17 protein-coding genes and 1 pseudogene are annotated in these 22601 nt (G+C 60.5%); 7 read left to right on the forward strand and 11 right to left on the reverse strand.

The window, feature by feature from the left end; translation table 11 throughout:
• Positions 1 to 28 precede the first annotated feature (28 nt).
• Complete coding sequence (locus PspCFBP13528_RS20935) at positions 29 to 751, forward strand: glycerophosphodiester phosphodiesterase (protein ID WP_065950483.1); 723 nt, start codon at positions 29 to 31, stop codon at positions 749 to 751.
• A 42-nt stretch (positions 752 to 793) separates the two neighbouring features.
• Here PspCFBP13528_RS20935 and sthA read toward each other — a convergent pair whose 3' ends face one another.
• A complete protein-coding gene (gene sthA, locus PspCFBP13528_RS20940) occupies positions 794 to 2188 on the reverse strand; it encodes a Si-specific NAD(P)(+) transhydrogenase (RefSeq protein ID WP_065950484.1) in 1395 nt (464 codons plus the stop codon).
• Positions 2189 to 2403: 215 nt separating this feature from the next.
• On the opposite strand from sthA, the gene PspCFBP13528_RS20945 reads away from it, so the two are divergent.
• On the forward strand, positions 2404 to 2937 hold the full coding sequence (locus PspCFBP13528_RS20945) for a chalcone isomerase family protein (RefSeq protein WP_101219107.1): 534 nt from the start codon (positions 2404 to 2406) through the stop codon (positions 2935 to 2937).
• A gap of 173 nt (positions 2938 to 3110) precedes the next feature.
• On the opposite strand, the gene PspCFBP13528_RS20950 is transcribed toward PspCFBP13528_RS20945, so the two are convergent.
• Complete coding sequence (locus PspCFBP13528_RS20950; protein ID WP_065950486.1) at positions 3111 to 4574, reverse strand: glyceraldehyde-3-phosphate dehydrogenase; 1464 nt, start codon at positions 4572 to 4574, stop codon at positions 3111 to 3113.
• Between the two features lie 340 nt (positions 4575 to 4914).
• On the opposite strand from PspCFBP13528_RS20950, the gene mfd reads away from it, so the two are divergent.
• Genes mfd through PspCFBP13528_RS20965 form a run of 3 tightly spaced genes read left to right on the forward strand, consistent with a single transcriptional unit; the run spans position 4915 to position 11639 of the window.
• Positions 4915 to 8364 carry a transcription-repair coupling factor gene (gene mfd, locus PspCFBP13528_RS20955; protein WP_065950487.1) on the forward strand — a complete coding sequence of 1150 codons (3450 nt, stop codon included), beginning with the start codon at positions 4915 to 4917 and terminating at the stop codon, positions 8362 to 8364.
• A gap of 11 nt (positions 8365 to 8375) precedes the next feature.
• The gene (locus PspCFBP13528_RS20960) at positions 8376 to 8942 is read left to right on the forward strand and encodes a CsiV family protein (protein ID WP_065950488.1); all 567 of its coding nucleotides are present in this window, start codon (positions 8376 to 8378) and stop codon (positions 8940 to 8942) included.
• A 9-nt stretch (positions 8943 to 8951) separates the two neighbouring features.
• On the forward strand, positions 8952 to 11639 hold the full coding sequence (locus tag PspCFBP13528_RS20965) for a DEAD/DEAH box helicase (RefSeq protein WP_137201425.1): 2688 nt from the start codon (positions 8952 to 8954) through the stop codon (positions 11637 to 11639).
• Positions 11640 to 11740: 101 nt separating this feature from the next.
• Here the strand turns inward: PspCFBP13528_RS20965 and nagZ are convergent, their stop codons facing one another.
• Both nagZ and PspCFBP13528_RS20975 read right to left on the reverse strand, forming a co-directional pair.
• Positions 11741 to 12751: a beta-N-acetylhexosaminidase gene (nagZ, locus tag PspCFBP13528_RS20970; protein ID WP_065950490.1), complete on the reverse strand. Its 1011-nt coding sequence runs from the start codon at positions 12749 to 12751 to the stop codon at positions 11741 to 11743.
• Between the two features lie 135 nt (positions 12752 to 12886).
• On the reverse strand, positions 12887 to 13594 hold the full coding sequence (locus PspCFBP13528_RS20975; RefSeq protein WP_065950491.1) for a TetR/AcrR family transcriptional regulator: 708 nt from the start codon (positions 13592 to 13594) through the stop codon (positions 12887 to 12889).
• A gap of 263 nt (positions 13595 to 13857) precedes the next feature.
• Between PspCFBP13528_RS20975 and lexA the strand changes: the two genes are divergently transcribed.
• Complete coding sequence (gene lexA / locus PspCFBP13528_RS20980; protein ID WP_017137423.1) at positions 13858 to 14466, forward strand: transcriptional repressor LexA; 609 nt, start codon at positions 13858 to 13860, stop codon at positions 14464 to 14466.
• 10 nt (positions 14467 to 14476) lie between these two features.
• The gene (sulA, locus tag PspCFBP13528_RS20985) at positions 14477 to 14950 is read left to right on the forward strand and encodes an SOS-induced cell division inhibitor SulA (protein ID WP_101219119.1); all 474 of its coding nucleotides are present in this window, start codon (positions 14477 to 14479) and stop codon (positions 14948 to 14950) included.
• Positions 14951 to 14971: 21 nt separating this feature from the next.
• Here the strand turns inward: sulA and PspCFBP13528_RS20990 are convergent, their stop codons facing one another.
• The 7 genes and pseudogenes from PspCFBP13528_RS20990 to fadB form a co-directional block, all read right to left on the reverse strand.
• Positions 14972 to 15205 (reverse strand): hypothetical protein, encoded by a 234-nt coding sequence (locus PspCFBP13528_RS20990; protein ID WP_065950493.1) that lies wholly within the window; start codon positions 15203 to 15205, stop codon positions 14972 to 14974.
• 63 nt (positions 15206 to 15268) lie between these two features.
• Entirely contained in the window at positions 15269 to 15790 is a 522-nt protein-coding gene (locus tag PspCFBP13528_RS20995; RefSeq protein ID WP_137201426.1) for a DUF6586 family protein, read from the reverse strand.
• Positions 15791 to 15829: 39 nt separating this feature from the next.
• Positions 15830 to 15916: pseudogene (locus PspCFBP13528_RS27945) on the reverse strand (outer membrane lipoprotein carrier protein LolA); the annotation flags it as partial.
• Positions 15917 to 15981: 65 nt separating this feature from the next.
• Positions 15982 to 18603: a type I DNA topoisomerase gene (gene topA, locus PspCFBP13528_RS21000; RefSeq protein ID WP_053136569.1), complete on the reverse strand. Its 2622-nt coding sequence runs from the start codon at positions 18601 to 18603 to the stop codon at positions 15982 to 15984.
• A gap of 114 nt (positions 18604 to 18717) precedes the next feature.
• The gene (locus tag PspCFBP13528_RS21005) at positions 18718 to 18954 is read right to left on the reverse strand and encodes a DUF1653 domain-containing protein (RefSeq protein WP_065886336.1); all 237 of its coding nucleotides are present in this window, start codon (positions 18952 to 18954) and stop codon (positions 18718 to 18720) included.
• A 98-nt stretch (positions 18955 to 19052) separates the two neighbouring features.
• The gene (gene fadA, locus PspCFBP13528_RS21010; RefSeq protein ID WP_024074080.1) at positions 19053 to 20228 is read right to left on the reverse strand and encodes an acetyl-CoA C-acyltransferase FadA; all 1176 of its coding nucleotides are present in this window, start codon (positions 20226 to 20228) and stop codon (positions 19053 to 19055) included.
• Between the two features lie 29 nt (positions 20229 to 20257).
• Complete coding sequence (gene fadB, locus PspCFBP13528_RS21015) at positions 20258 to 22405, reverse strand: fatty acid oxidation complex subunit alpha FadB (protein ID WP_065950495.1); 2148 nt, start codon at positions 22403 to 22405, stop codon at positions 20258 to 20260.
• Positions 22406 to 22601 lie beyond the last annotated feature (196 nt).

Below are 22601 nucleotides of genomic sequence, written 5' to 3' on the forward strand. Positions count from 1 at the left end.
CCAGCCATCCTGGCGCAAAGGAGCAACTGTGACCCTGATTTACGGCCATCGCGGTGCCAAAGGCGAAGCACCGGAAAATACCCTGACCAGCTTTCAGGAATGCCTCAAGCACGGCGTACGCCGCTGCGAACTGGACCTGCACCTGTCCATGGACGGCGAACTGATGGTCATCCACGACCCCACCCTCAAGCGCACGGCCGACCGACGCGGCAAAGTCGTCGAGTACTCGGCGGCGGACCTGGTGAACATGGATGCGCGCAAAGGCGGCCCGGGCTGGGTCAGCCCCTGCCCGATTCCGCGCCTGGAGGAATTGTTCGAAAAGTGCGACTTCGACCACTGGCAGTTGGAAGTCAAAAGCGCTTCGCGCACCCGCGCCGCCACCACCGTGCTGGCGATCCGCGAGATGGCCGTGCGCTTTGGCCTCATGGACAAAGTCACCGTCACCTCAAGTTCGCGGGAAGTGCTCAAAGCGGCGGTTGAACTCACACCCGACCTGTCACGCGGGCTGGTTGCCGAATATGCCTGGCTCGACCCGTTGAAGGTCGCGCAGAACTATGGCTGTGAATACCTGGCGTTGAACTGGACGCTGTGCACCCCCGAGCGGCTGGAAAAAGCCCAGCGCCAGGGTTTGCATGTATCCGTGTGGACGGTCAACGAACCTGCGCTGATGCGCAGGCTCGCCGACTTCGGCGTAGATAGCCTGATTACAGACTTTCCCGGTTTGGCCACTGCCACCCTCGGGAATTACTGAAATCGGTCTCCCCGGCCGGCTCAGGCCACCGGCCGGAGCCGCTCAAAAAAGCCGGTTGAGGCCGTCGTAGGCCGCTACCCGATAGGCTTCGGCCATGGTCGGGTAGTTGAACGTGGTGTTGACGAAATACTTGAGCGTATTCAGATCACCCGGCTGATTCATGATCGCCTGGCCAATGTGCACGATCTCCGACGCCTGGTAGCCGAAGCAATGTACGCCGAGCACTTGCAGGGTTTCACGGTGGAACAGGATTTTCAGCATGCCTTGCGGCTCACCGGCAATCTGCGCACGCGCCATGCTCTTGAAGAACGCCTTGCCCACTTCGTACGGCACCTTGGCCTTGGTCAGTTCGTGCTCGTTCTTGCCGATCGAGCTGATCTCGGGAATGGTGTAGATCCCGGTCGGCACGTCGTTCACGTAGCGCCAGCTGCCGTTGTCGACAATGCTGCCGGCCGCCGAGCGGCCCTGGTCATGGGCGGCGCTGGCCAGGCTTGGCCAGCCGATCACGTCACCGGCGCCGTAGATGTTGGTCACGCAGGTGCGGTAGTTCTCGTCCACCTCGATCTGGCCACGGCTGTTGACCTTGACCCCGATGTTCTCCATGCCCAGCTTGTCGGTGTTGCCGGTACGCCCGTTACACCACAGCAAGGCATCGGCCTTGATCTTCTTGCCGGACTTGAGGTGCAGGATCACCCCGTTGTCCAGGCCTTCAACGCGCTCGTACTCTTCGTTGTGACGCACGGTGATGTTGTTGTTGCTGAAGTGGTAGCTCAACGCCTGGGAAATTTCCGAGTCGAGGAAGCTCAGCAACTGGTCACGGTTGTCCACCAGCTCCACCAGTACACCCAGGCCGCTGAAGATCGAGGCGTATTCACAGCCGATCACGCCAGCGCCGTAGATAATCAGTTTGCGCGGGGTGTGACCCAGGCTCAGGATGGTGTCGCTATCGTAGATACGCGGGTGGTGGAAATCGATGTCCGCCGGGCGATATGGGCGCGAGCCGGTGGCGATGATGATGTGCTTGGCCACCAGTTTCTCGACCACGCCGTTGGCGCAGACCACTTCGACGGTCTGCTCGTCGGCGAAGCTGCCGGTGCCGAAGAACAGGTCGACGCGGTTGCGGGCATAGAAGCCGGTGCGCGACGCGACTTGCTTGGAAATGACTTTCTCGGCGCTTTTCAACACGTCCGGGAACGAGAACCAGCGCGGCTCACCAATCGCCCGAAACATCGGGTTGGTGTTGAATTGCATGATCTGGCGCACGGAGTGACGCAACGCCTTGGACGGGATGGTACCCAGGTGGGTGCAGTTGCCGCCGACCTGGCGACGGCTGTCGACCATTGCCACCTTGCGTCCTGCCTTGGCAGCGTTCATCGCCGCGCCTTCTCCAGCCGGGCCGGAACCCAGTACCACCACGTCGTAGTTGTAGACAGCCATGCGTACTCCTCAGAACAGGCCAGGCGTACGGTTGGACGCCTGGCTAAATCATGCCGCGGCCAGCGGGCATGAAGGACAATTTGGCTCAAGTGTGTGAACCGGGGCACAGTCTATATAAGGCTCAACGCCGCGCACATTAACCCTTGGTCGCGTCGTAGGCCAGTGTTGCCATACTAACAGGGCGCAAAGCAGCGTCGATTCAAGGATCAGCCATTATGCGACAACTCTTTATCGGTTTGATGCTGATGATGTCGATCACGGCCCAGGCCAGTGATGCAGACCGACTCAAGCAGGCTGGCTTCCCCGCGCAGGTCGAGGGGTTGGCGCTGAAAAACCAGGCGGTGCTCAATTATCTCTGGGCGGATGTGTATGCGGCGGCGCTGTACGCGCCGGCTGATCTGACCGCAAAGCAAGCCTGGGACCAACAGAAAGCGTTGCGCCTGATGCTGTATTACTTTCGCAACATCGATCGCGCGGATGTGATCAAGGCGGCCAGCGCCACCCTGGAACGCCAGCAAGCCAATGCCGGCTTGAATCCAGAGATAGACAAGCTACACGCCCGCTTTCGGGATATTCGCAGCGGTGACCGCTATGCCCTGGATTTTCGCCCGGGCCGGGGTTTGAACCTGGAGATCAATGGCCAGGTGGTGTTCAGCAGTGGCGATGACGCACTGGCGAGGGCTTACCTGGGCATCTGGCTGGCGCCCAGTGGGCTGTCTGATGAGTTGCGCGGCCAGTTGCTCAATTAGGGTCGGCCTTAACACCGCCATCGGGGGCAAGCCCCCTCCCACATTGGTATGTGTTCACAAATCAAACTGTGGGAGGGGGCTTGCCCCCGATGAGGCCCTCCCAGGCACCACAAAACCCGCAGGCATAAAAAAGCCCCGAACCAGTCGGGGCCTTTTTCATTCAACACTCAGGCTTAGCGCGGAAACGCCGGCGGGTTGACCCCGGCCATGTCTTCCATCACGCGAACCACCTGGCAGCTGTAGCCGAACTCGTTGTCGTACCACACGTACAGCACAACGCGATTGTCCTGGCTGATGGTCGCTTCGGCGTCCACCACACCGGCGTGGCGCGAGCCGACGAAGTCGGTAGACACCACTTCCTGGGAATTGACGAAGTCGATCTGCTTGTGCAGATCGGAGTGCAGCGCCATGTAGCGCAGGTACTCGTTCATCTCTTCACGGGTGGCGGCTTTCTCGAGGTTCAGGTTGAGAATGGCCATCGACACGTTCGGCGTCGGTACCCGGATCGCGTTACCGGTCAGCTTGCCGGCCAGCTCAGGCAGGGCCTTGGCGGCAGCGGTGGCGGCACCGGTCTCGGTGATCACCATGTTCAGCGCGGCGCTGCGGCCACGGCGGTCGCCCTTGTGGAAGTTGTCGATCAGGTTCTGGTCGTTGGTGTACGAGTGAACAGTCTCGACGTGGCCGTTGACGATGCCGAACTTGTCATTCACAGCTTTGAGCACCGGCACGATGGCGTTGGTGGTGCAGGAAGCGGCGGACACAATCTTGTCGTCAGCAGTGATTTCGGCGTGATTGATACCGTGCACGATGTTCTTGAGCTTGCCCTTGCCAGGCGCGGTCAGAACAACGCGGTCGACACCCGGGCAGGCAAGGTGCTGGCCCAGGCCCTCGGCATCGCGCCATACGCCGGTGTTGTCCACCAGCAGGGCGTCCTTGATGCCGTACTGGGTGTAATCCACCTCGGATGGGTTCTTCGCGTAGATCACCTGGATCAGGTTGCCGTTGGCGGTGATGGTGTTGTTTGCTTCGTCGATGACGATGGTGCCGTTGAACGGACCGTGTACCGAATCGCGGCGCAAGAGGCTGGCGCGCTTGGTCAGGTCGTTCTCGGCGCCTTTGCGCACGACGATGGCACGCAGGCGCAGGCCGTCGCCGCCGCCGGTTTTTTCGATCAGGATGCGCGCCAGCAGGCGGCCGATACGACCGAAGCCGTAGAGCACCACGTCGGTGCCTTTGCGGGCAGCGGCGTTTTGCTGGCCAATCACCTCGGCCATTTCTTCACGCACGAACTGCTCGGCGCTGCGACCCGCGCCTTCCTTGCGGAATTTGTAGGCCAGCTTGCCCAGGTCGACCGAAGCCGCGCCGAGCTTGAGCTCGCTCATGGCCTTGAGCAGTGGGAATGTTTCGTGGACGGAGAGTTCGCTGTCGTCGGCAGAACGGTGGCGCGCAAAGCGGTGCGCCTTGAGAATCGCGATGACGGACTGGTTGATCAGGCTGCGGCCATAGATCGAGCTCACCACATTGTTATTGCGGTACAGCTGACCGATAAGCGGAATCATCGCTTCAGCGAGTGCTTCACGGTCGATCCATTCACCAAGACACTGGTCGGGCTTCTGAGTCACGGGAACCTTCCACATGTAGGGGCTGAAAAAAGGGGCTACATTATGTCGTCCGACTGACCGTTGAGCAATGCGCGACAGGCAACAAAAACCCCTTGCAAAAAAATACCACCGCGCTACAGCCCAGGAAATACGCGGGTTCCAGAAGGCCACTAGTTTCACGAGCAGGCCGACTTGTCCGTAACCCTCCTAAACATTCGCGCATTTTGGCACTACATATTGAGTCAAAACCCACGATTGTTTGTCTTAGCCACTACATTTCCAACAAACCGTAATAGGCACAGTCAGCAACTGACAGGCGGCACCTCTGGCCGTTACAATTACCGACTTTGTCGCAACGCTTGGAGCTCAACCTTCCGTGCCCGTTCTGCGTCTACCGCTACTCCCTGCCGCGGCAGGTAAACAGCACTGGGGCAACCTGCCCGGTGCCGCCCTGAGCCTGGCCATTGCCGAGGCTGCCAGTGCAGCCAAGCGCTTTACCCTGCTGCTGACCGCCGACAGCCAAAGCGCCGAACGGTTGGAGCAGGAGCTGAGCTTCTTCGCCCCCGATTTGCCGGTGCTGCATTTCCCGGACTGGGAAACCCTGCCCTACGACCTGTTCTCGCCGCACCAGGACATCATTTCCCAGCGCATCGCCAGCCTGTACCGCCTGCCGGAACTGGCTCACGGCGTGCTGGTGGTGCCGATCACCACTGCCCTGCATCGCCTGGCGCCGACCAAATTCCTGCTCGGCAGCAGCCTGGTGCTGGACATCGGCCAGAAGCTTGATGTGGAGCAGATGCGCACGCGCCTCGAGGCCAGCGGCTACCGCTGCGTCGACACCGTGTACGAGCACGGTGAGTTTGCGGTGCGCGGTGCGCTGATCGACCTGTTCCCGATGGGCAGCAAGTTGCCGTATCGCATCGACCTGTTCGATGACGAGATCGAAACGCTGCGCACCTTCGACCCGGAAAACCAGCGCTCCATCGATAAAGTCGAGTCGATCAAGTTGCTGCCGGCACGGGAATTTCCCCTGCAAAAAGACGCGGTCACGCGTTTCAAGGCGCGCTTTCGCGAGCGCTTCGACGTGGACTTCCGCCGTTGCCCGATCTTCCAGGACTTGAGTAGCGGGATTACCCCGGCCGGTATCGAGTACTACCTGCCGCTGTTCTTCGATGAAACCTCCACCCTCTTCGACTACCTGCCCCAGGACACCCAGGTGTTCTCGCTGCCGGGCATCGAGCAGGCGGCGGAAAACTTCTGGAACGACGTACGCAACCGCTACGAAGAGCGCCGCGTCGACCCGTCCCGGCCTTTATTGCCGCCTGCCGAATTGTTCCTGCCGGTCGAAGACTGCTTCGCCCGCCTGAAAAGCTGGCCGCGCGTTGTGGCCAGCCAGCAGGATGTGGACGCCGGCAGTGGCCGCGAGCGCTTCCCCGCAGCGGCGCTGCCGGATTTGGCTATCCAGGCCAAAGCCACACAGCCGCTGGAGGCGCTGTCCAACTTCCTCGGCGACTTCCCTGGCCGCGTGCTGTTTACCGCAGAGTCCGCCGGCCGCCGCGAGGTGCTGCTGGAGTTGTTGGAGCGCCTGAAGCTGCGACCGAAGACCGTCGACAGCTGGCCGGATTTTGTAAACAGTAAAGAACGCCTGGCGATCACCATCGCACCGTTGGATGAAGGCCTGTTGCTGGATGATCCGGCCCTGGCCCTGATCGCCGAGAGCCCGCTGTTCGGCCAACGCGTGATGCAGCGTCGCCGCCGCGAAAAACGCGCCGATGCCAATAACGATGCGGTGATCAAGAACCTCACCGAACTGCGCGAAGGCGCGCCCGTGGTGCACATCGACCACGGCGTGGGCCGCTACCTCGGTTTGCAAACCCTGGAAATCGACAACCAGGCCGCCGAATTCCTTACCATGGAATACGCCGAAGGCGCCAAGCTCTACGTGCCGGTGGCCAGCCTGCACTTGATCGCGCGCTACACCGGCAGCGATGACGCGCTGGCGCCCTTGCATCGCCTGGGCTCCGAAACCTGGCAGAAAGCCAAGCGCAAGGCCGCCGAACAGGTGCGCGACGTGGCTGCCGAATTGCTCGACATCTACGCCCGCCGTGCCGCGCGCGAAGGTTATGCGTTCGCCGACCCGAAAGCCGACTACGCCACCTTCAGCGCCGGCTTCGCCTTCGAAGAAACCCCCGACCAGCAGACCACCATCGAAGCGGTGCGCGCCGACATGCTCGCGCCCAAGCCGATGGACCGCCTGGTGTGCGGCGATGTGGGCTTCGGCAAGACCGAAGTGGCGATGCGCGCAGCTTTCATTGCGGTGCACGGTGGCCGTCAAGTCGCGATCCTGGTGCCAACCACCCTGCTCGCCCAGCAGCACTACAACAGCTTTCGCGACCGCTTTGCCGATTGGCCGGTGACGGTGGAAGTGATGAGCCGCTTCAAATCGGCCAAGGAAGTCAATGCCGCGATTGCCGACCTGGCCGAAGGCAAGATCGATATCGTGATCGGCACGCACAAGCTGCTGTCGGACGATGTGAAGATCAAGAACCTGGGCCTGGTCATCATCGACGAAGAACACCGCTTCGGCGTGCGCCAGAAGGAGCAACTCAAGGCCCTGCGCAGTGAAGTCGACATCCTCACCCTCACCGCCACGCCGATTCCACGCACGCTGAACATGGCGGTGTCGGGCATGCGCGACCTGTCGATCATCGCCACGCCGCCGGCGCGCCGCCTGTCGGTGCGCACCTTCGTGATGGAGCAGAACAAAAGCACGGTCAAGGAAGCGCTGCTGCGCGAATTGCTGCGCGGTGGCCAAGTGTATTACCTGCACAACGATGTGAAGACCATCGAGAAGTGCGCCGCCGACCTCGCCGAACTGGTGCCGGAAGCGCGTATCGCCATCGGCCACGGGCAGATGCGCGAGCGCGAACTCGAACAGGTGATGAGCGACTTCTACCACAAGCGCTTCAACGTGCTGATCGCCTCGACCATCATCGAGACCGGTATCGACGTGCCCAGCGCCAACACCATCATCATCGAGCGCGCCGACAAGTTCGGCCTGGCCCAGTTGCACCAGTTGCGCGGCCGGGTCGGGCGTAGCCACCACCAAGCCTATGCCTACCTGCTGACGCCGCCGCGCCAGCAAATTACCAGCGATGCGGAAAAGCGCCTGGAAGCCATCGCCAACACTCAGGACCTGGGCGCAGGCTTTGTGCTGGCCACCAACGACCTGGAAATCCGTGGCGCCGGCGAACTGCTCGGCGACGGCCAGAGCGGGCAGATCCAGGCGGTGGGTTTCACCCTCTATATGGAGATGCTGGAACGCGCGGTGAAAGCCATTCGCAAGGGCGAGCAACCGAACCTCGATCAACCGCTGGGCGGTGGCCCGGAAATCAACCTGCGCCTGCCAGCGCTGATTCCCGAAGACTACCTGCCGGATGTGCATGCGCGGCTGATCCTGTACAAGCGCATTGCCTCGGCCACCGACGAAGAAGGTCTCAAGGACCTGCAAGTGGAAATGATCGACCGCTTCGGTCTGTTGCCGGAGCCGACCAAGAACCTGGTGCGCCTGACCCTGCTCAAGTTGCAGGCCGAGCAGTTGGGCATCAAGAAGGTCGACGCCGGGCCGCAAGGCGGGCGTATCGAATTCGAAGCCCAGACGCCGGTGGACCCGTTGGTACTGATCAAGCTGATCCAGGGCCAGCCCAACCGCTACAAGTTCGAAGGGGCTACGCTGTTCAAGTTCATGGTGCCGATGGAACGTGCCGAAGAACGCTTCAATACCCTGGAGGCGCTGTTTGAGCGCCTCATTCCGAAATCCGCTTGAAGGACGCCTCCATGCGCGTGTTCCGCATTCTGAGCCTGTTGTTGGTGGTACTCGCGCCTTCAGCCTTTGCCGACAGCCCCTACCAGGTGGAAATGATCCTGGTGCGCCAGAATGCGGAGCCTGTGATCAACAGCCGCGCGGCCCCGGAAAACTGGGATGGCGGTGCACCGCGCCTGGGCGAGCGGATGAGCCCGCCGCGCCTGGGTAACATCGTCGACAAGCTGCGCGCCGATTCCAACTACACCGTGCTCGCGCACAAGGCCTGGGAACAGAACCTGGGCGAGCAACCGGTGAAGATCGCCATCACTGACGGCCAGGAGCAGTTCGGCCAATTCCCTATCGAGGGTGTGCTGAACCTGCAGCTGGGTCGTTTCACCGACATCGATGCCGACTTCTGGATCAACCAGTTCGACAGCAACGGCAGCGTGATCGCCAGCGAACACTTGAGCCAGAAGGATGTACGCACCAAGAACAACCAGCTCAACTACCTGGATGGCGGCCACCTGGCGCTGCTGATCAAGATCACCTCGCTGACCGCCAAGCCGCCCAGCGCACCACCGCCCGACCTGCAGGACTGATCCAGCGCCATGCCCCCGTCATCACTGACCAAACCCCTGGCCCCTTCCTGGGCCAATCGTTTCAAGGAACAAAGCCTGGAGCGCGGGCGGCGCTATGCGCTGGAGAATCGGGTGCGCATCGTCGAGTCCGGCGACAGCACTATCACCGCCAGTTGCGAAGGGTCGGGCAGCAACGTGTACCGGCAAACCATCTCGTTGCGCGAATCGGCCAAGGGCATGCTGATTCTGGTGGACAGCCGCTGTACCTGCCCGGTGCACACCAACTGCAAACATATCGCTGCAGTGCTGCTCAAGGTCCAGGAAACCCTGGCCTACCCGGCGGCGGCCCAGGACGCCGAGTTGCTGGGCAAACTCCAGGCGGTACTGGATAACCGCGTGGTGCTGCCGCAGGTGGTCATGGAGGATGTGCGCCCCGTGCCGCGCCTGTGGCTGGCCAGTGTGGAGTTCAGCGCGTTCGAGCCGCGCAATGGCAAGATGCAGCGTTACATCCAGCACCGCGCGGCGCTGTCGTTCAACTATCTGGGCAATTATGTCAGCGGGCAAAAGAACGCCGACATCATCGTGCGCCAGGAAACCCAGAGCCTGCGCATCAAGCGCCATCCGGAGCTGGAACAAGCGTATCGCGAGCAACTGCGCCTGCTCGGCTTCAAGATCGCCACGCGCCAGAGCAAGGCGCTGCCGGAGAGTGCCGGCGAACTGTTCGAGATGGTCAATGACAGCGCCTGGTTGAATTTCACCCTCAACGCATCCCCCGCGCTGCGGGCCGAGGACTGGGAGCTGCAGATCGATGAAGACTTCGGTTTCGACCTCAGCCCGGTAGACGACTGGTACGCCAGCGTCGATGAAGCCCCCGAGCGTGACTGGTTCGACCTGGAGCTTGGGATTATCGTCAACGGCGAACGGCTGAGCCTGCTGCCGATCCTGCTCAACTTGATGCGCTCCCACACCGAGATCCTCAATCCGGAAAAACTCGCCCGACGTCGCGATGATGAACTCATCCTGGTGAATATTCCCGGCCTGCCCAACGGCCACGGTCCGCTGCAGGTGGCGCTGCCTTATGGACGCTTGAAACCGGTACTGGCGACGCTCGGCGAGTTCTACCTGCAGGAAGCCGGCAGCACCACGTTGCGCCTGGCCAAGGCCGATGCGATTCGCCTGAACCCGCTGGAAGACCTGCCGCTGCAATGGGAAGGCGGCGAGAAGATCCGCAACTTTGCCCAGCGTCTGCGTGACATCAAGGATTTCACCTGTGTGGCGCCTGAAGGCTTGAATGCAACCTTGCGCCCTTACCAACTGGAAGGCCTGAGCTGGATGCAGTCGCTGCGCCAATTGGAGGTGGGTGGAATTCTTGCGGATGACATGGGCCTGGGTAAAACCTTGCAGACCCTTGCGCATATTCTTACCGAGAAAGCCGCCGGTCGTCTGGACAGGCCGTGCATGGTGGTGATGCCCACCAGCCTGATCCCCAACTGGCTCGATGAGGCGGCGCACTTCACCCCTCAACTGAAGGTGTTGGCGCTTTACGGTGCCGGGCGCAAGAAGCACTTCGCCAATCTGCAGGACCACGACCTGCTGCTGACCACCTACGCCCTCCTGCCCAAGGACATCGAACATCTCGCCGCCCTGCCCTTGCACGTGCTGATTCTCGATGAAGCCCAATACATCAAGAACCCCACCAGCAAGGCGGCTCAAGCGGCCCGCGAGCTGAATGCACGGCAGCGCCTGTGCCTGAGCGGCACCCCACTGGAAAACCACCTGGGCGAACTGTGGTCGCTGTTCCACTTCCTGCTGCCGGGCTGGCTGGGCGACGTGAAAAGCTTCAACCGCGATTACCGCGTGCCGATTGAAAAACGCGCCAGTGAAGTGCGATTGCAGCACCTCAACGGTCGGATCAAACCGTTCCTGCTGCGCCGCACCAAGGAGCAGGTGGCCACGGAACTGCCGCCCAAGACCGAGATCATTCACTGGGTCGATCTTAATGAAGCACAGCGCGACGTGTACGAAACCATGCGCCTGGCCATGGATAAAAAGGTCCGCGACGAGATTACCCGCAAGGGCGTGGCCCGCAGCCAGATCATCATCCTTGAGGCACTGCTCAAATTGCGCCAGGTGTGCTGCGATTTGCGCCTGGTCAACGACGCCACTCTACCCGCCCGCGGCAGCAGCTCGGGCAAGCTCGACAGCCTGATGCAGATGCTTGAGGAATTGTTTGCCGAGGGGCGGCGGATACTGTTGTTCTCGCAGTTCACGTCGATGCTGAGCTTGATTGAGGCTGAACTGAAGAAACGCGAAATCGCCTACGCCTTGCTGACCGGCCAGACCCGTGATCGGCGCACACCGGTGAAGGACTTTCAGAGCGGCAAGCTGCAGATTTTCCTGATCAGCCTCAAAGCGGGCGGCGTCGGCCTGAACCTGACCGAAGCCGACACCGTGATCCACTACGACCCGTGGTGGAACCCCGCCACCGAAAACCAGGCCACCGACCGTGCGTATCGCATCGGGCAGGAAAAGCCGGTGTTCGTGTACAAAATGATAGCCCGGGGGACGGTGGAGGAAAAAATCCAGCACTTGCAGAAGGAGAAGTCCGACCTGGCAGCGGGTGTACTGGACGGGCGTACGACTGGGGACTGGCAGTTGGGTAATGAGGATATCGAGGCGCTGTTTGCGCCGTTGCCCAATAAGCAGGAAAAGCGCTGACTGTCGGAACGCCATCGGGGGCAAGCTCCCTCCCACACATTGAATTGCGAATACATTCAAATGTGGGAGGGGGATTGCCCCCGATGGGCGCGACGCAGTCTTCAGTCGATCAACTGCGCATCGCGCAACGCGCTAAGCGCTGTCAACCAACGCGGATCCTGCTTATAGTCCGTCGACGCAACTGCCTGGCCCCGCATACGTGCAATCCGCGCCGACGGGGTGACCTTCATCCGCTGCGCCGCACTCAGCGCCAGCTCGGCAGCCGCACGGTCATTGCACACCAGCCCCATGTCACAACCGGCCGTCAGCGCCGCCTCGATGCGACTCGCCGCATCGCCCACCACATGGGCGCCCGCCATGGACAGGTCATCACTGAAGATCACCCCGTCGAACTGCAACTCGCCGCGCAGGATGTCCTGCAACCAGCGGCGTGAGAAGCCGGCCGGCTGGCTGTCCACCTGCGGGTAGATCACATGGGCGGGCATCACGGCGGCCAATTGCCTGCTCAGGCGTGCGAACGGTACCAGGTCATTGGCGCGAATCTGTTCCAGGCTGCGCTCGTCATTGGGAATCGCAACGTGGGAATCGGCCTCGGCCCAGCCGTGACCGGGAAAGTGCTTGCCGGTGGCAGCCATGCCGGCGCTGTTCATCCCACGGATAAAGGCACCGGCGAGCACGGCAGCGCGCTCGGGATCGCCTTCGAACGAGCGAGTGCCGACCACGGCGCTGCGCTGGTAATCGAGGTCAAGCACCGGCGCAAAACTCAGGTCGAGACCCACGGCCAGCACCTCGGTGGCCATGATCCAACCACAGTGTTCGGCCAGGGACTCGGCGTTGGGTTTATCCGCCAGCGCGCGCATGGCCGGCAGGCGCACGAAGCCCTGGCGCAGGCGCTGCACGCGTCCGCCCTCCTGGTCGACCGCCAGCAGCAGGTCCGGGCGCACCGCACGGATCGCCGCGCTCAACTCGCGGACCTGGCGCGGGTGCTCGATGTTGCGCGCAAAAATGATCAAGCCGCCCACTTCAGGTTGGCGCAACAGATGGCGATCCTCGGCCGTCAGCCAGGTACCGGCAACGTCGACCATCAAAGAACCTTGCAGGGCAGCAGTCATAAATCTTCCTTAAATAACGCGCACAACCCGTCACTCCTACCAGGTACGGTAAGTACAACGGGTTGCGCGTAAATAGCTGAAATCGGCATGGCGGCTAGCTTAGCGGATGCAAGCGGCCACGCACACCCGCGACGGTCAAACCTTGGCGAGGGCGGGTGTGGATTTGCTGCGCGGGCGCAATTGGGCCACGGCCATGGCCTGATCGGTCACACCGGTTTCGGCGCGCATGCCCGCGGCGAGGAACGGCACCATCAGGCGCATCACCTGCTCGATGGACGTATTGACGCCGAAATCGGTCTCGGCAATCGCGCGCAGCGCCTTGATCCCGGACATGCTGAAGGCGGCGGCGCCGAGCATGAAGTGCACGCGCCAGAACAGTTCGATCGGAGGAATGCGCGGAGCGGCTTCATTGACCAGCAACATATAGCGACGGAATACCTTGCCGTACATGTCTTCCAGGTAACGTCGCAAGTGACCCTGGCTCTGGCTGAACGCCAGGCCCAGGAGGCGCATGAAGATAGACAGGTCATTGCCGCTGCGCGGTTGAACCACCAGGGCTTGCTCAACCAGGATTTCCAGCAGTTCTTCCAGGCTTGGCGTGTTATCGGCTTTAGCCTGGCGACGTTCGAGTTCACGGTCGAGACTGGCGCAGAACGGCCCCAGAAAGCGCGAAAACACCGCCTGGATCAGGGCCTTTTTTGAGCCGAAATGATAGTTCACGGCGGCGAGGTTGACCCCGGCCTTGCTGGTGATCAGCCGCAATGAAGTTTCAGCAAATCCTTTTTCCGCGAACAACTGCTCGGCAGCATCGAGAATGCGTTCAACGGTTTCCGACTGGGCCATGGCTACTCCGCCTGACAAACACTTGTTTGAAACATACGTTTCAGGGTATGTCTTGTCAAGCCTGCGCGCCCGTTTTCCGGCCGGGCAGTCATCTATTTCGTCGCTATTTAATCACATCCTCCACGGTCTGTAGGCAGCGCTATCTTCGCCTTGCAGTAACGCGGATGAATGACCGTCCAGCGGAGGCGCAAAAAAGGATGATTGCCAAGCGCGATTCACTGTATATAATCCCAGTCACTGTATAAAAAGACAGAGCGATCAACATGCTAAAACTGACGCCACGCCAAGCTGAGATTCTGGCTTTTATCAAGCGCTGCCTTGATGACAACGGTTATCCACCGACACGCGCCGAAATCGCGTTGGAACTGGGTTTCAAGTCTCCCAACGCTGCTGAAGAACACCTTAAGGCCCTCGCTCGCAAAGGCGCGATCGAAATGACCCCAGGGGCTTCACGCGGCATACGCATCCCTGGTTTCGAAGCCAAGGCCGACGAATCGACGCTGCCGATCATCGGTCGAGTGGCCGCTGGTGCACCGATCCTGGCGCAACAGCACGTCGAGGAGTCCTGCAACATCAACCCGACCTTCTTCCATCCTCGTGCCGACTACCTGCTACGTGTGCACGGCATGAGTATGAAGGACGTGGGCATTTTCGACGGTGACCTGCTGGCCGTTCACACCACCCGCGAAGCCCGCAATGGCCAGATCGTCGTGGCCCGGATCGGCGATGAAGTCACCGTCAAACGCTTCAAGCGTGAAGGCAGCAAGGTCTGGCTTATGGCCGAGAACCCGGAGTTCGCGCCGATTGAAGTGAACCTCAAAGACCAGGACCTGGTGATCGAAGGCTTGAGTGTCGGCGTCATTCGCCGCTAAAGGAGACATCATGCAGCTCGTGCACACCCCACAACACACACAACTGTCGCTGTTCGAGGCCTTCATGGCTCAACCCCTTGCGCCCCTCCTCAAGGAAACGGTCGAAGCTCCCTGGAGCTGTGAACCCGAGGTATTCAGTGAATTGTCGTTGCGTGGTGCTGCCGGGAGCTGCTTGAGCCTGCTGGCGCCGATCCTTCGCGAACTCAGTGAAGAGCAGGACGCGCGCTGGTTGACCCTGATCGCCCCGCCCGCCAGTCTGACCCAGGCTTGGCTAAGGGATGCCGGCCTCAACCGTGAAAGGATTCTGTTGCTGCAGCCAAGGGGCGCACAGAGTGCCCAGCAGTTGACCTGTGAAGCCTTGCGCCTGGGCCGCAGCCATACCGTGGTGAGCTGGCTGAACCCGTTGAGCGCAACGGCCAAGCAGCAGTTGATCAGTGCCGCTCACACAGGTGATGCGCAGAGCTTGAATATTCGATTGGGATAAGGGTGAACGGTTACACCGGGCTCAGTGAAGAACCCTTGGGCCATCGTCCTTTTCCGGCTCGCCTTCAGCCAGGCGACCGGCCATTTGCACCCCGACGCTCAACATGGCTTTAGCCACTTCCACATGCTGGCCTTGCAGGAACGCTTTTGCGTCTTCGGAGAAGTTCAGGGTGACCAGAGAACCTTCGTCCTCAGCCCGGCGCAGCTCGATTCGGCCGTCAGGCAGTTCAACAATTTCCAGAAAGGACGTTGGCATAAAAGTCTGTTCTCCACGAAAGCGTGGGATTATATCAGTGTTGTCGCGTGCAGGCTTGCCCGCTCAGCACTCGTTCAGGCCTTCGCGAAAGCGCAATGCCAGCTTTTTCAGCGCCTCGCGCCAGCTTTCCAGCTCTTCGCGACTCAAAGGCTTGGGTTCCTCCGCTTCCAACGAAACCGCCATGATCAATGGCTGCGTCACATCACCCTTGGGTACATGAGGGACACGGGGCGGCTGGAACATGTCGGCATGTGCCTTGAGCAGGCGCGCTACCCAACTGTCCGGGCTCTGGGCCATTTCCACCAGCTCGGCCAATTCCGGGATAGCCATGGTGTCCAATACTTCCCGGGTCATGATCATTTCAGCACGGGGCGAACCTGCCTGGGGCAGGCGGTAGAACCCGGCGATTTCATGGCATAGCCCCAGCAAGGCGCCGTACAGGTGAAACAAAGCGGCTTCACGCCCCGCCTGGACCAGCGCGATGGCATTCATCTCCTTCCCCACCTCGGCACGGCCAAGGGCCTCCAGGGACAAACCCGCGAAATAAATTTTCTGATTGGTACGGGTATAGAGTTCGTTGGCCATGACGGCAATCTCCACAACGAATTAGGCCTGATGCTGGCTTGTAGGAGCGAGCTTGCTCGCGAAAAACTTTAGAGCACCACTGTGTATCAGATTTCTCGCGTCATCGTTAACGACCTTCGCGAGCAAGCTCGCTCCTACACCAAGAAAAGGCCGCCTATGAAGGCGGCCTTTGTATTTCCCAGATTACTCAATCAAGCGCCCTGGCGCTTGTCCTCGACCTTCCACTTACCACCGTCGTAGAACGCCTTCCAGCCGGTAGGCTTGCCGTCGACTTCGGTCTGCACGTACTGCTCCTTGGTTTTGCGGCTGTAGCGGATCACGGCTGGGCGACCATCCGGGTCCTTCTTCGGCGCTTCACACAGGAAGTGGTACTTGGGATCGATCTCGTCCTTGTGCGGCACGATCTCCAGCACCAGCGGTGCACGGGTCTCGCGGTTTTTCGGGAACTGGCTGGCGGCCAGGAACAGGCCCGAAGCACCGTCGCGCAGGATATAGGTGTCGTTGACCTTCTCGCACTTGAGCTCGGGCATCTTCACCGGATCCATTTTCGGCGGCGCCGCATCACCGCTTTTCAGCAGTTTGCGGGTGTTCTTGCAGGTCGGGTTGGTGCAACCGAAGAACTTGCCGAAACGCCCGGTCTTGAGCTGCATCTCGCTGCCGCACTTATCGCACTCCAGGCTCGGACCTTCGTAGCCCTTGATGCGGTAGGTGCCCTCTTCGATCTCGTAGCCGTTGCAATCCGGGTTGTTACCGCAGATGTGCAGCTTGTGCTTTTCATCCAGCAGATAGGCATCCATCGCCGTGCTGCAGATCGGGCAACGGTGCTTGCCACGCAGCACCAGCGACTCCGATTCACCCTCGTCATCCGCGGCGATTTCATCGCCCGGTACCAGGTTGACGGTGGCCTTGCAGCGTTCTTTGGGCGGCAGGCTGTAGCCCGAACACCCCAGGAACACGCCGGTGGAGGCGGTACGAATCTGCATCGGCCGGCCGCAGGTGAGGCACGGAATGTCGGTCATGACCGGCTGGTTGGCGCGCATACCACTCTCAGGGCTCTCGGCCACTTCGAGTTTTTTCTTGAAGTCGCCGTAGAACTCGTCCAGCACGTTTTTCCAGTCGCGCTCGCCCTGGGCCACGTCATCGAGGTTCTCTTCCATGCCGGCGGTGAAGCCGTAGTCCATCAGGTTGGAGAAGCTCTCGGACAGACGCTCGGTGACGATATCGCCCATCTTTTCCGAATAGAAGCGGCGGTTGTGCAGCGCCACGTAGCCACGGTCCTGAATCGTGGAAATGATCGCCGCATAGGTCGAAGGACGACCGATACCGCGTTTCTCCATCTCCTTGACCAGGCTGGCTTCCGAATAACGCGCCGGCGGCTTGGTGAAGTGCTGGGACGGGTCGAGCTTGATCAGCTTCAACGTATCGCCCTGAGCCATATCCGGCAGCACATCGTCGTCGCCAGGCTTGGCGATCTGCGGCATCACACGGGTATAGCCGTCGAACTTGAGGATACGGCCCTTGGCACGCAGCTCGAAATCACCGGCGCCCACGCTTACCGTGGTCGACAGATATTGCGCCGGCAGCATCTGGCAAGCCAGGAACTGACGCCAGATCAGCTCGTAGAGGCGTTCAGCGTCGCGCTCCATGCCGCTCAGCTTGCTGGGCTCGGTGTTGGCGTCGGAGGGGCGAATCGCTTCGTGAGCCTCCTGTGCGCCTTCCTTGCTGCTGTAGACGTTGGGCTTTTCCGGCAGGTACTTCTTGCCAAATTCGCTTTCAATATAAGTACGCGCCATCGCCACCGCGTCTTGCGACAGGTTGGTCGAGTCGGTACGCATGTAGGTGATGTAACCCGCTTCGTACAGACGCTGGGCCATCATCATGGTTTTCTTCACACCAAAGCCCAGGCGGTTGCTCGCGGCCTGCTGCAGGGTGGAAGTGATGAACGGTGCCGACGGCTTGCTGCTGGTCGGTTTGTCTTCACGCTTGACGATGCTGTAGCTGGAGGCCTTGAGCTTTTCCAGCGCAGCCATGGCCTGGGCTTCGTTCAGCGGCTTGAAGGCCTCGCCTTTTTCGCGGGCCACTTCAAAGCGCACGTTGGCGCCCTTGGCGGTGCCGAGGTCGGCGTGGACTTCCCAATACTCTTCGGGGTTGAACGCGCGGATCTCACGCTCACGCTCCACCACCAGCTTCACCGCAACCGATTGCACACGACCGGCGGACAGGCCACGGGCAATTTTCGCCCACAGCAGCGGCGAGACCATGTAACCCACCACGCGGTCGAGGAAACGTCGGGCCTGCTGGGCGTTGACGCGGTCAATGTCCAGTTCGCCCGGCTTGGAGAAGGCTTCCTGGATGGCTTTCTTGGTGATTTCGTTGAATACCACGCGCTTGTAGCGGCTGTCGTCACCGCCGATGGCTTCCCGCAGGTGCCAGGCAATAGCCTCCCCTTCGCGGTCCAAGTCCGTTGCGAGATAGATGGTGTCGGCATCTTTGGCAAGCCGGCGCAGCTCTTCGATGACCTTTTCCTTGCCCGGAAGGATTTCGTACTTGGCCTTCCAGCCATGGTCCGGGTCCACACCCATGCGTGAGACCAGCTGCTTGCGCGCTTTCTCTTTAGGGGTGAGCACCGGACCTTCGCCCGCAGCCGCCTTGCCGCGCTTGGCGGCAGGCTCCTTGCTGGCGCTAGCCGAACCGCTGGTGGGCAGGTCTCGGATATGGCCGATACTCGACTTCACCACGTACTCGTTGCCCAAGTACTTGTTGATGGTCTTGGCCTTAGCCGGGGATTCCACAATGACCAGCGATTTGCCCATGGATCGGAAAATTCCTGAATTCGAGAAGTGAAAGGCAGTTGGCGCCTGTCGCGGCAACGCTATATATAGTGGCAACAAGATGAGGTCAAGCGCAGTATTCTGCGCGACCTGTGGTTATTGCCCTGAAAAAAGACTGGGTTCTGCCTGGACCAAAGCAAAGCGCGGGACCTGCTCGCCGTCAACTTCGACGGTCTCCAGGAACATGCTCAAGGGGCGCACCCAAAAGCCGTATTCGCCATACAGGGCTTGGTAAAACACCACTTCTTCTTCGGTTTCGGAATGCCGTGCCACGCTGAAAACGCGGTACTGCGGCCCCTTGTAATGTTGGTAGAGCCCTGGTTCGACTTTCATGCTCTGGCCCTCGTACAAAATTTGTTGAAAAAAAATATTAAAAAATCCCAAAAAACAAAAACCGGGGCACTGGGCCCCGGCTTCCGTCAAGCGAACGGTTAAACGCGTTCGAAGACGGTGGAAATACCTTGGCCGAGACCAATGCACATGGTTGCAACCCCAAGGTTGCCGCCATTTTGCTTCATCACGTTAAGCAATGTGCCGGAGATGCGTGCACCGGAGCAACCGAATGGGTGGCCCAGGGCAATCGCGCCGCCGTGCAGGTTAACCTTCTCATTCATCTTGTCGAGTACTTTCAGATCTTTCAGCACGGGCAGGGCCTGTGCGGCGAAAGCTTCGTTGAGCTCGAAGAAGTCGATATCGGAGATGGTCAGGCCCGCGCGCTTCAAGGCTTTTTGTGTGGCCGGCACCGGACCATAGCCCATGATCGCCGGGTCCACACCCGCCACAGCCATCGAACGAATCACCGCCAGCGGCTGGATGCCCAGGTCCTGGGCACGCTGCGCCGACATCACGATCATGCACGAAGCGCCGTCGGTGATCTGGGACGACGTACCGGCCGTCACGGTGCCACCCTTTGGATTGAACGCCGGCTTCAGCGCCGCCAGGCTTTCCAGGGTGGTGTCCGGACGGATGGTTTCATCGTAGTCGAACAGTTTGAGGAAACCGTTCTCGTCATAGCCGTTCATCGGGATGATTTCATCCTTGAACTTGCCTTCCACGGTCGCCTTGTGGGCGAGCTGGTGGGAACGCAGGCCGAACGCGTCCTGGGCTTCACGGGTGATGCCGTGCATTTTGCCGAGCATTTCCGCGGTGAGGCCCATCATGCCCGAGGCTTTTGCCGCGTACAGCGACATGTGCGGGTTAGGGTCGACGCCGTGCATCATGCTGACGTGGCCCATGTGCTCCACGCCGCCGACCACGAACACATCGCCGTTGCCGGTCATGATCGCTTGCGCAGCGGTGTGCAGCGCGCTCATCGACGAACCGCACAGGCGGCTCACGGTCTGGCCGGCCGCGGTGTGCGGGATCTGGGTCATCAACGACGCCATGCGCGCGATGTTCCAGCCCTGTTCCAGGGTCTGGTTCACACAGCCCCAGATCACGTCCTCGACTTCGTTCGGGTCAACCTTGACGTTGCGTTCCAGCAGCTTGCTGATCAGGTGCGCCGACATGTCTTCGGCGCGGGTGTTGCGGTGCATGCCGCCCTTGGAGCGGCCCATCGGCGTGCGACCGAAGTCGACAATCACGACGTCTCTTGGATTCAAGCTCATAAATATTCTCGCTCTAGTCGATTGGGCGCTTAACCGAAGAAGCTCTGGCCATTCTTGGCCATCTCACGCAGCTTCGCGGTCGGGTGGTACAGCGGGCCCAAATCAGCGTATTTGTCAGCCAGGGCAACGAACTCGGCCACACCGATCGAATCGATGTAACGCAGCGCACCACCACGGAATGGAGGGAAACCAATACCGTACACCAGGCCCATATCGGCCTCGGCGGCGGTCTCGACGATGCCGTCTTCCAGGCAACGTACGGTTTCCAGGCACAGGGCGATCATCATCCAGTTGATGATGTCTTCGTCCGACACCTCACGCTGCTCGTAGATGACCGGGGCCAGCACTTCGTGCACCGACGGGTCGGCTACTTTCTTCTGCTTGCCCTTCTTGTCGGCCTCGTAGGCGTAGAAACCCTTTCCGTTCTTCTGGCCCAGGCGCTTGGCCTCGTACAGCGCGTCGATCGCCGAACGACGGTCGTCTTTCATGCGGTCCGGGAAACCTTCAGCCATGACGTCGCGACCATGGTGGCCGGTGTCGATACCGACCACGTCCATCAGGTACGCCGGGCCCATGGGCCAGCCGAATTTCTCCATGACCTTGTCGATGCGCACGAAGTCCACACCGGCGCTGACCAGCTTGGCGAAACCGCCGAAGTAGGGGAACAGCACACGGTTGACCAAAAAACCCGGGCAGTCGTTGACCACGATCGGGTTTTTGCCCATTTTCTTGGCGTAGGCAACGGTGGTGGCCACGGCCAGTTCACTGGACTTCTCGCCACGGATCACTTCCACCAGCGGCATCATGTGCACCGGGTTGAAGAAGTGCATGCCGACGAAGTTTTCCGGACGCTTGAGGGCCTGAGCCAGCAGCGAAATGGAAATAGTCGAGGTGTTGGAGGCCAGGATGGTGTCGTCTTTGACCTGCGCCTCGACTTCAGCCAATACCGCCTGCTTGACCTTCGGATTTTCGACAACGGCTTCGACCACCAAGTCGACGTGGCCGAAATCGCCGTAGGACAGCGTAGGACGAATACCGTTAAGCACTTCAGCCATTTTTGCAGCGGTCATGCGACCTTTATCAACGCGGCCCACCAGCAGTTTGGCGGCTTCCGCCAGGCCCTGCTCGATACCGTGCTCGTTGATGTCCTTCATCAGGATCGGCGTGCCTTTGGACGCCGACTGGTAAGCGATGCCGCCCCCCATGATACCGGCGCCGAGTACGGCGGCCTGTTTCACGTCGCGGGCGATCTCGTCGTAGGCCTTGGCCTTTTTCTTCAGCTCCTGATCGTTCAGGAACAGGCCGATCAGGCTCTGGGCCGCCGAGGTTTTCGCCAGTTTGACGAAGCCCGCAGCTTCCACTTCCAGGGCTTTGTCGCGACCGAAGTTCGCGGCTTTCTGGATGGTCTTGATCGCTTCAACCGGCGCCGGGTAGTTCGGGCCGGCCTGGCCAGCCACGAAACCCTTGGCGGTTTCGAACGACATCATTTGCTCGATGGCGTTGAGCTTGAGTTTTTCCAGCTTCGGCTGACGCTTGGCCTTGTAGTCAAATTCGCCGCTGATGGCGCCCTTGATCAGGTTCAGCGCGGCTTCGGCCAGTTTGTCCGGGGCAACCACAGCATCGACGGCGCCGACTTTCAGCGCGTCTTCAGCACGGTTTTCCTTGCCGGCGGCAATCCATTCGATGGCGTTGTCGGCACCGATGATGCGCGGCAGGCGCACGGTACCGCCGAAGCCTGGGTAGATGCCCAACTTGACTTCAGGCAGGCCGATTTTGGCAGTGGTCGACATGACGCGGAAGTCCGCCGCCAGGCACATTTCCAGGCCGCCGCCCAGGGCGATACCGTTGATCGCAGCAACGGTGGGTACGTTGAGGTCTTCGAAATCGCTGAAAATCTTGTTGGCTTCAAGGTTGCCAGCCACCAGCTCGGCATCGGGCAGCTTGAAGTTGTCGACGAATTCGGTGATGTCAGCGCCGACGATAAACACGTCCTTGCCGCTGGAGACGATCACGCCCTTGACCGAAGCATCTGCTTTGATGGTGTCTACGGCCTGACGCAGTTCGTTCAGGGTTAGACGGTTGAACTTGTTGACGGACTCACCCTTGAGGTCGAATTTCAATTCGACGATGCCACTTTCAAGAGCCTTAACCGTGATGGCTTTACCTTCGTAAATCATCAACTGATCTCCACGATATGGAAGCTGAACAGTACACACCGAACGCTGGCCTCTGGTTGGACATTGACACCTGCATCAATGCTCACGCCAATCCGCCAGGCACACCCGCCAGTGCGATAGTCGGGGTTATGTCAGAGCCGTCTGTAGGACAAACGCTCAATTCATACGCCCGTTTGATTTGGGTACGCCACCTTCA

It is taken from the genome of Pseudomonas sp. CFBP13528 (assembly GCF_005233615.1).
Lineage (GTDB): Bacteria > Pseudomonadota > Gammaproteobacteria > Pseudomonadales > Pseudomonadaceae > Aquipseudomonas > Aquipseudomonas fluorescens_AM.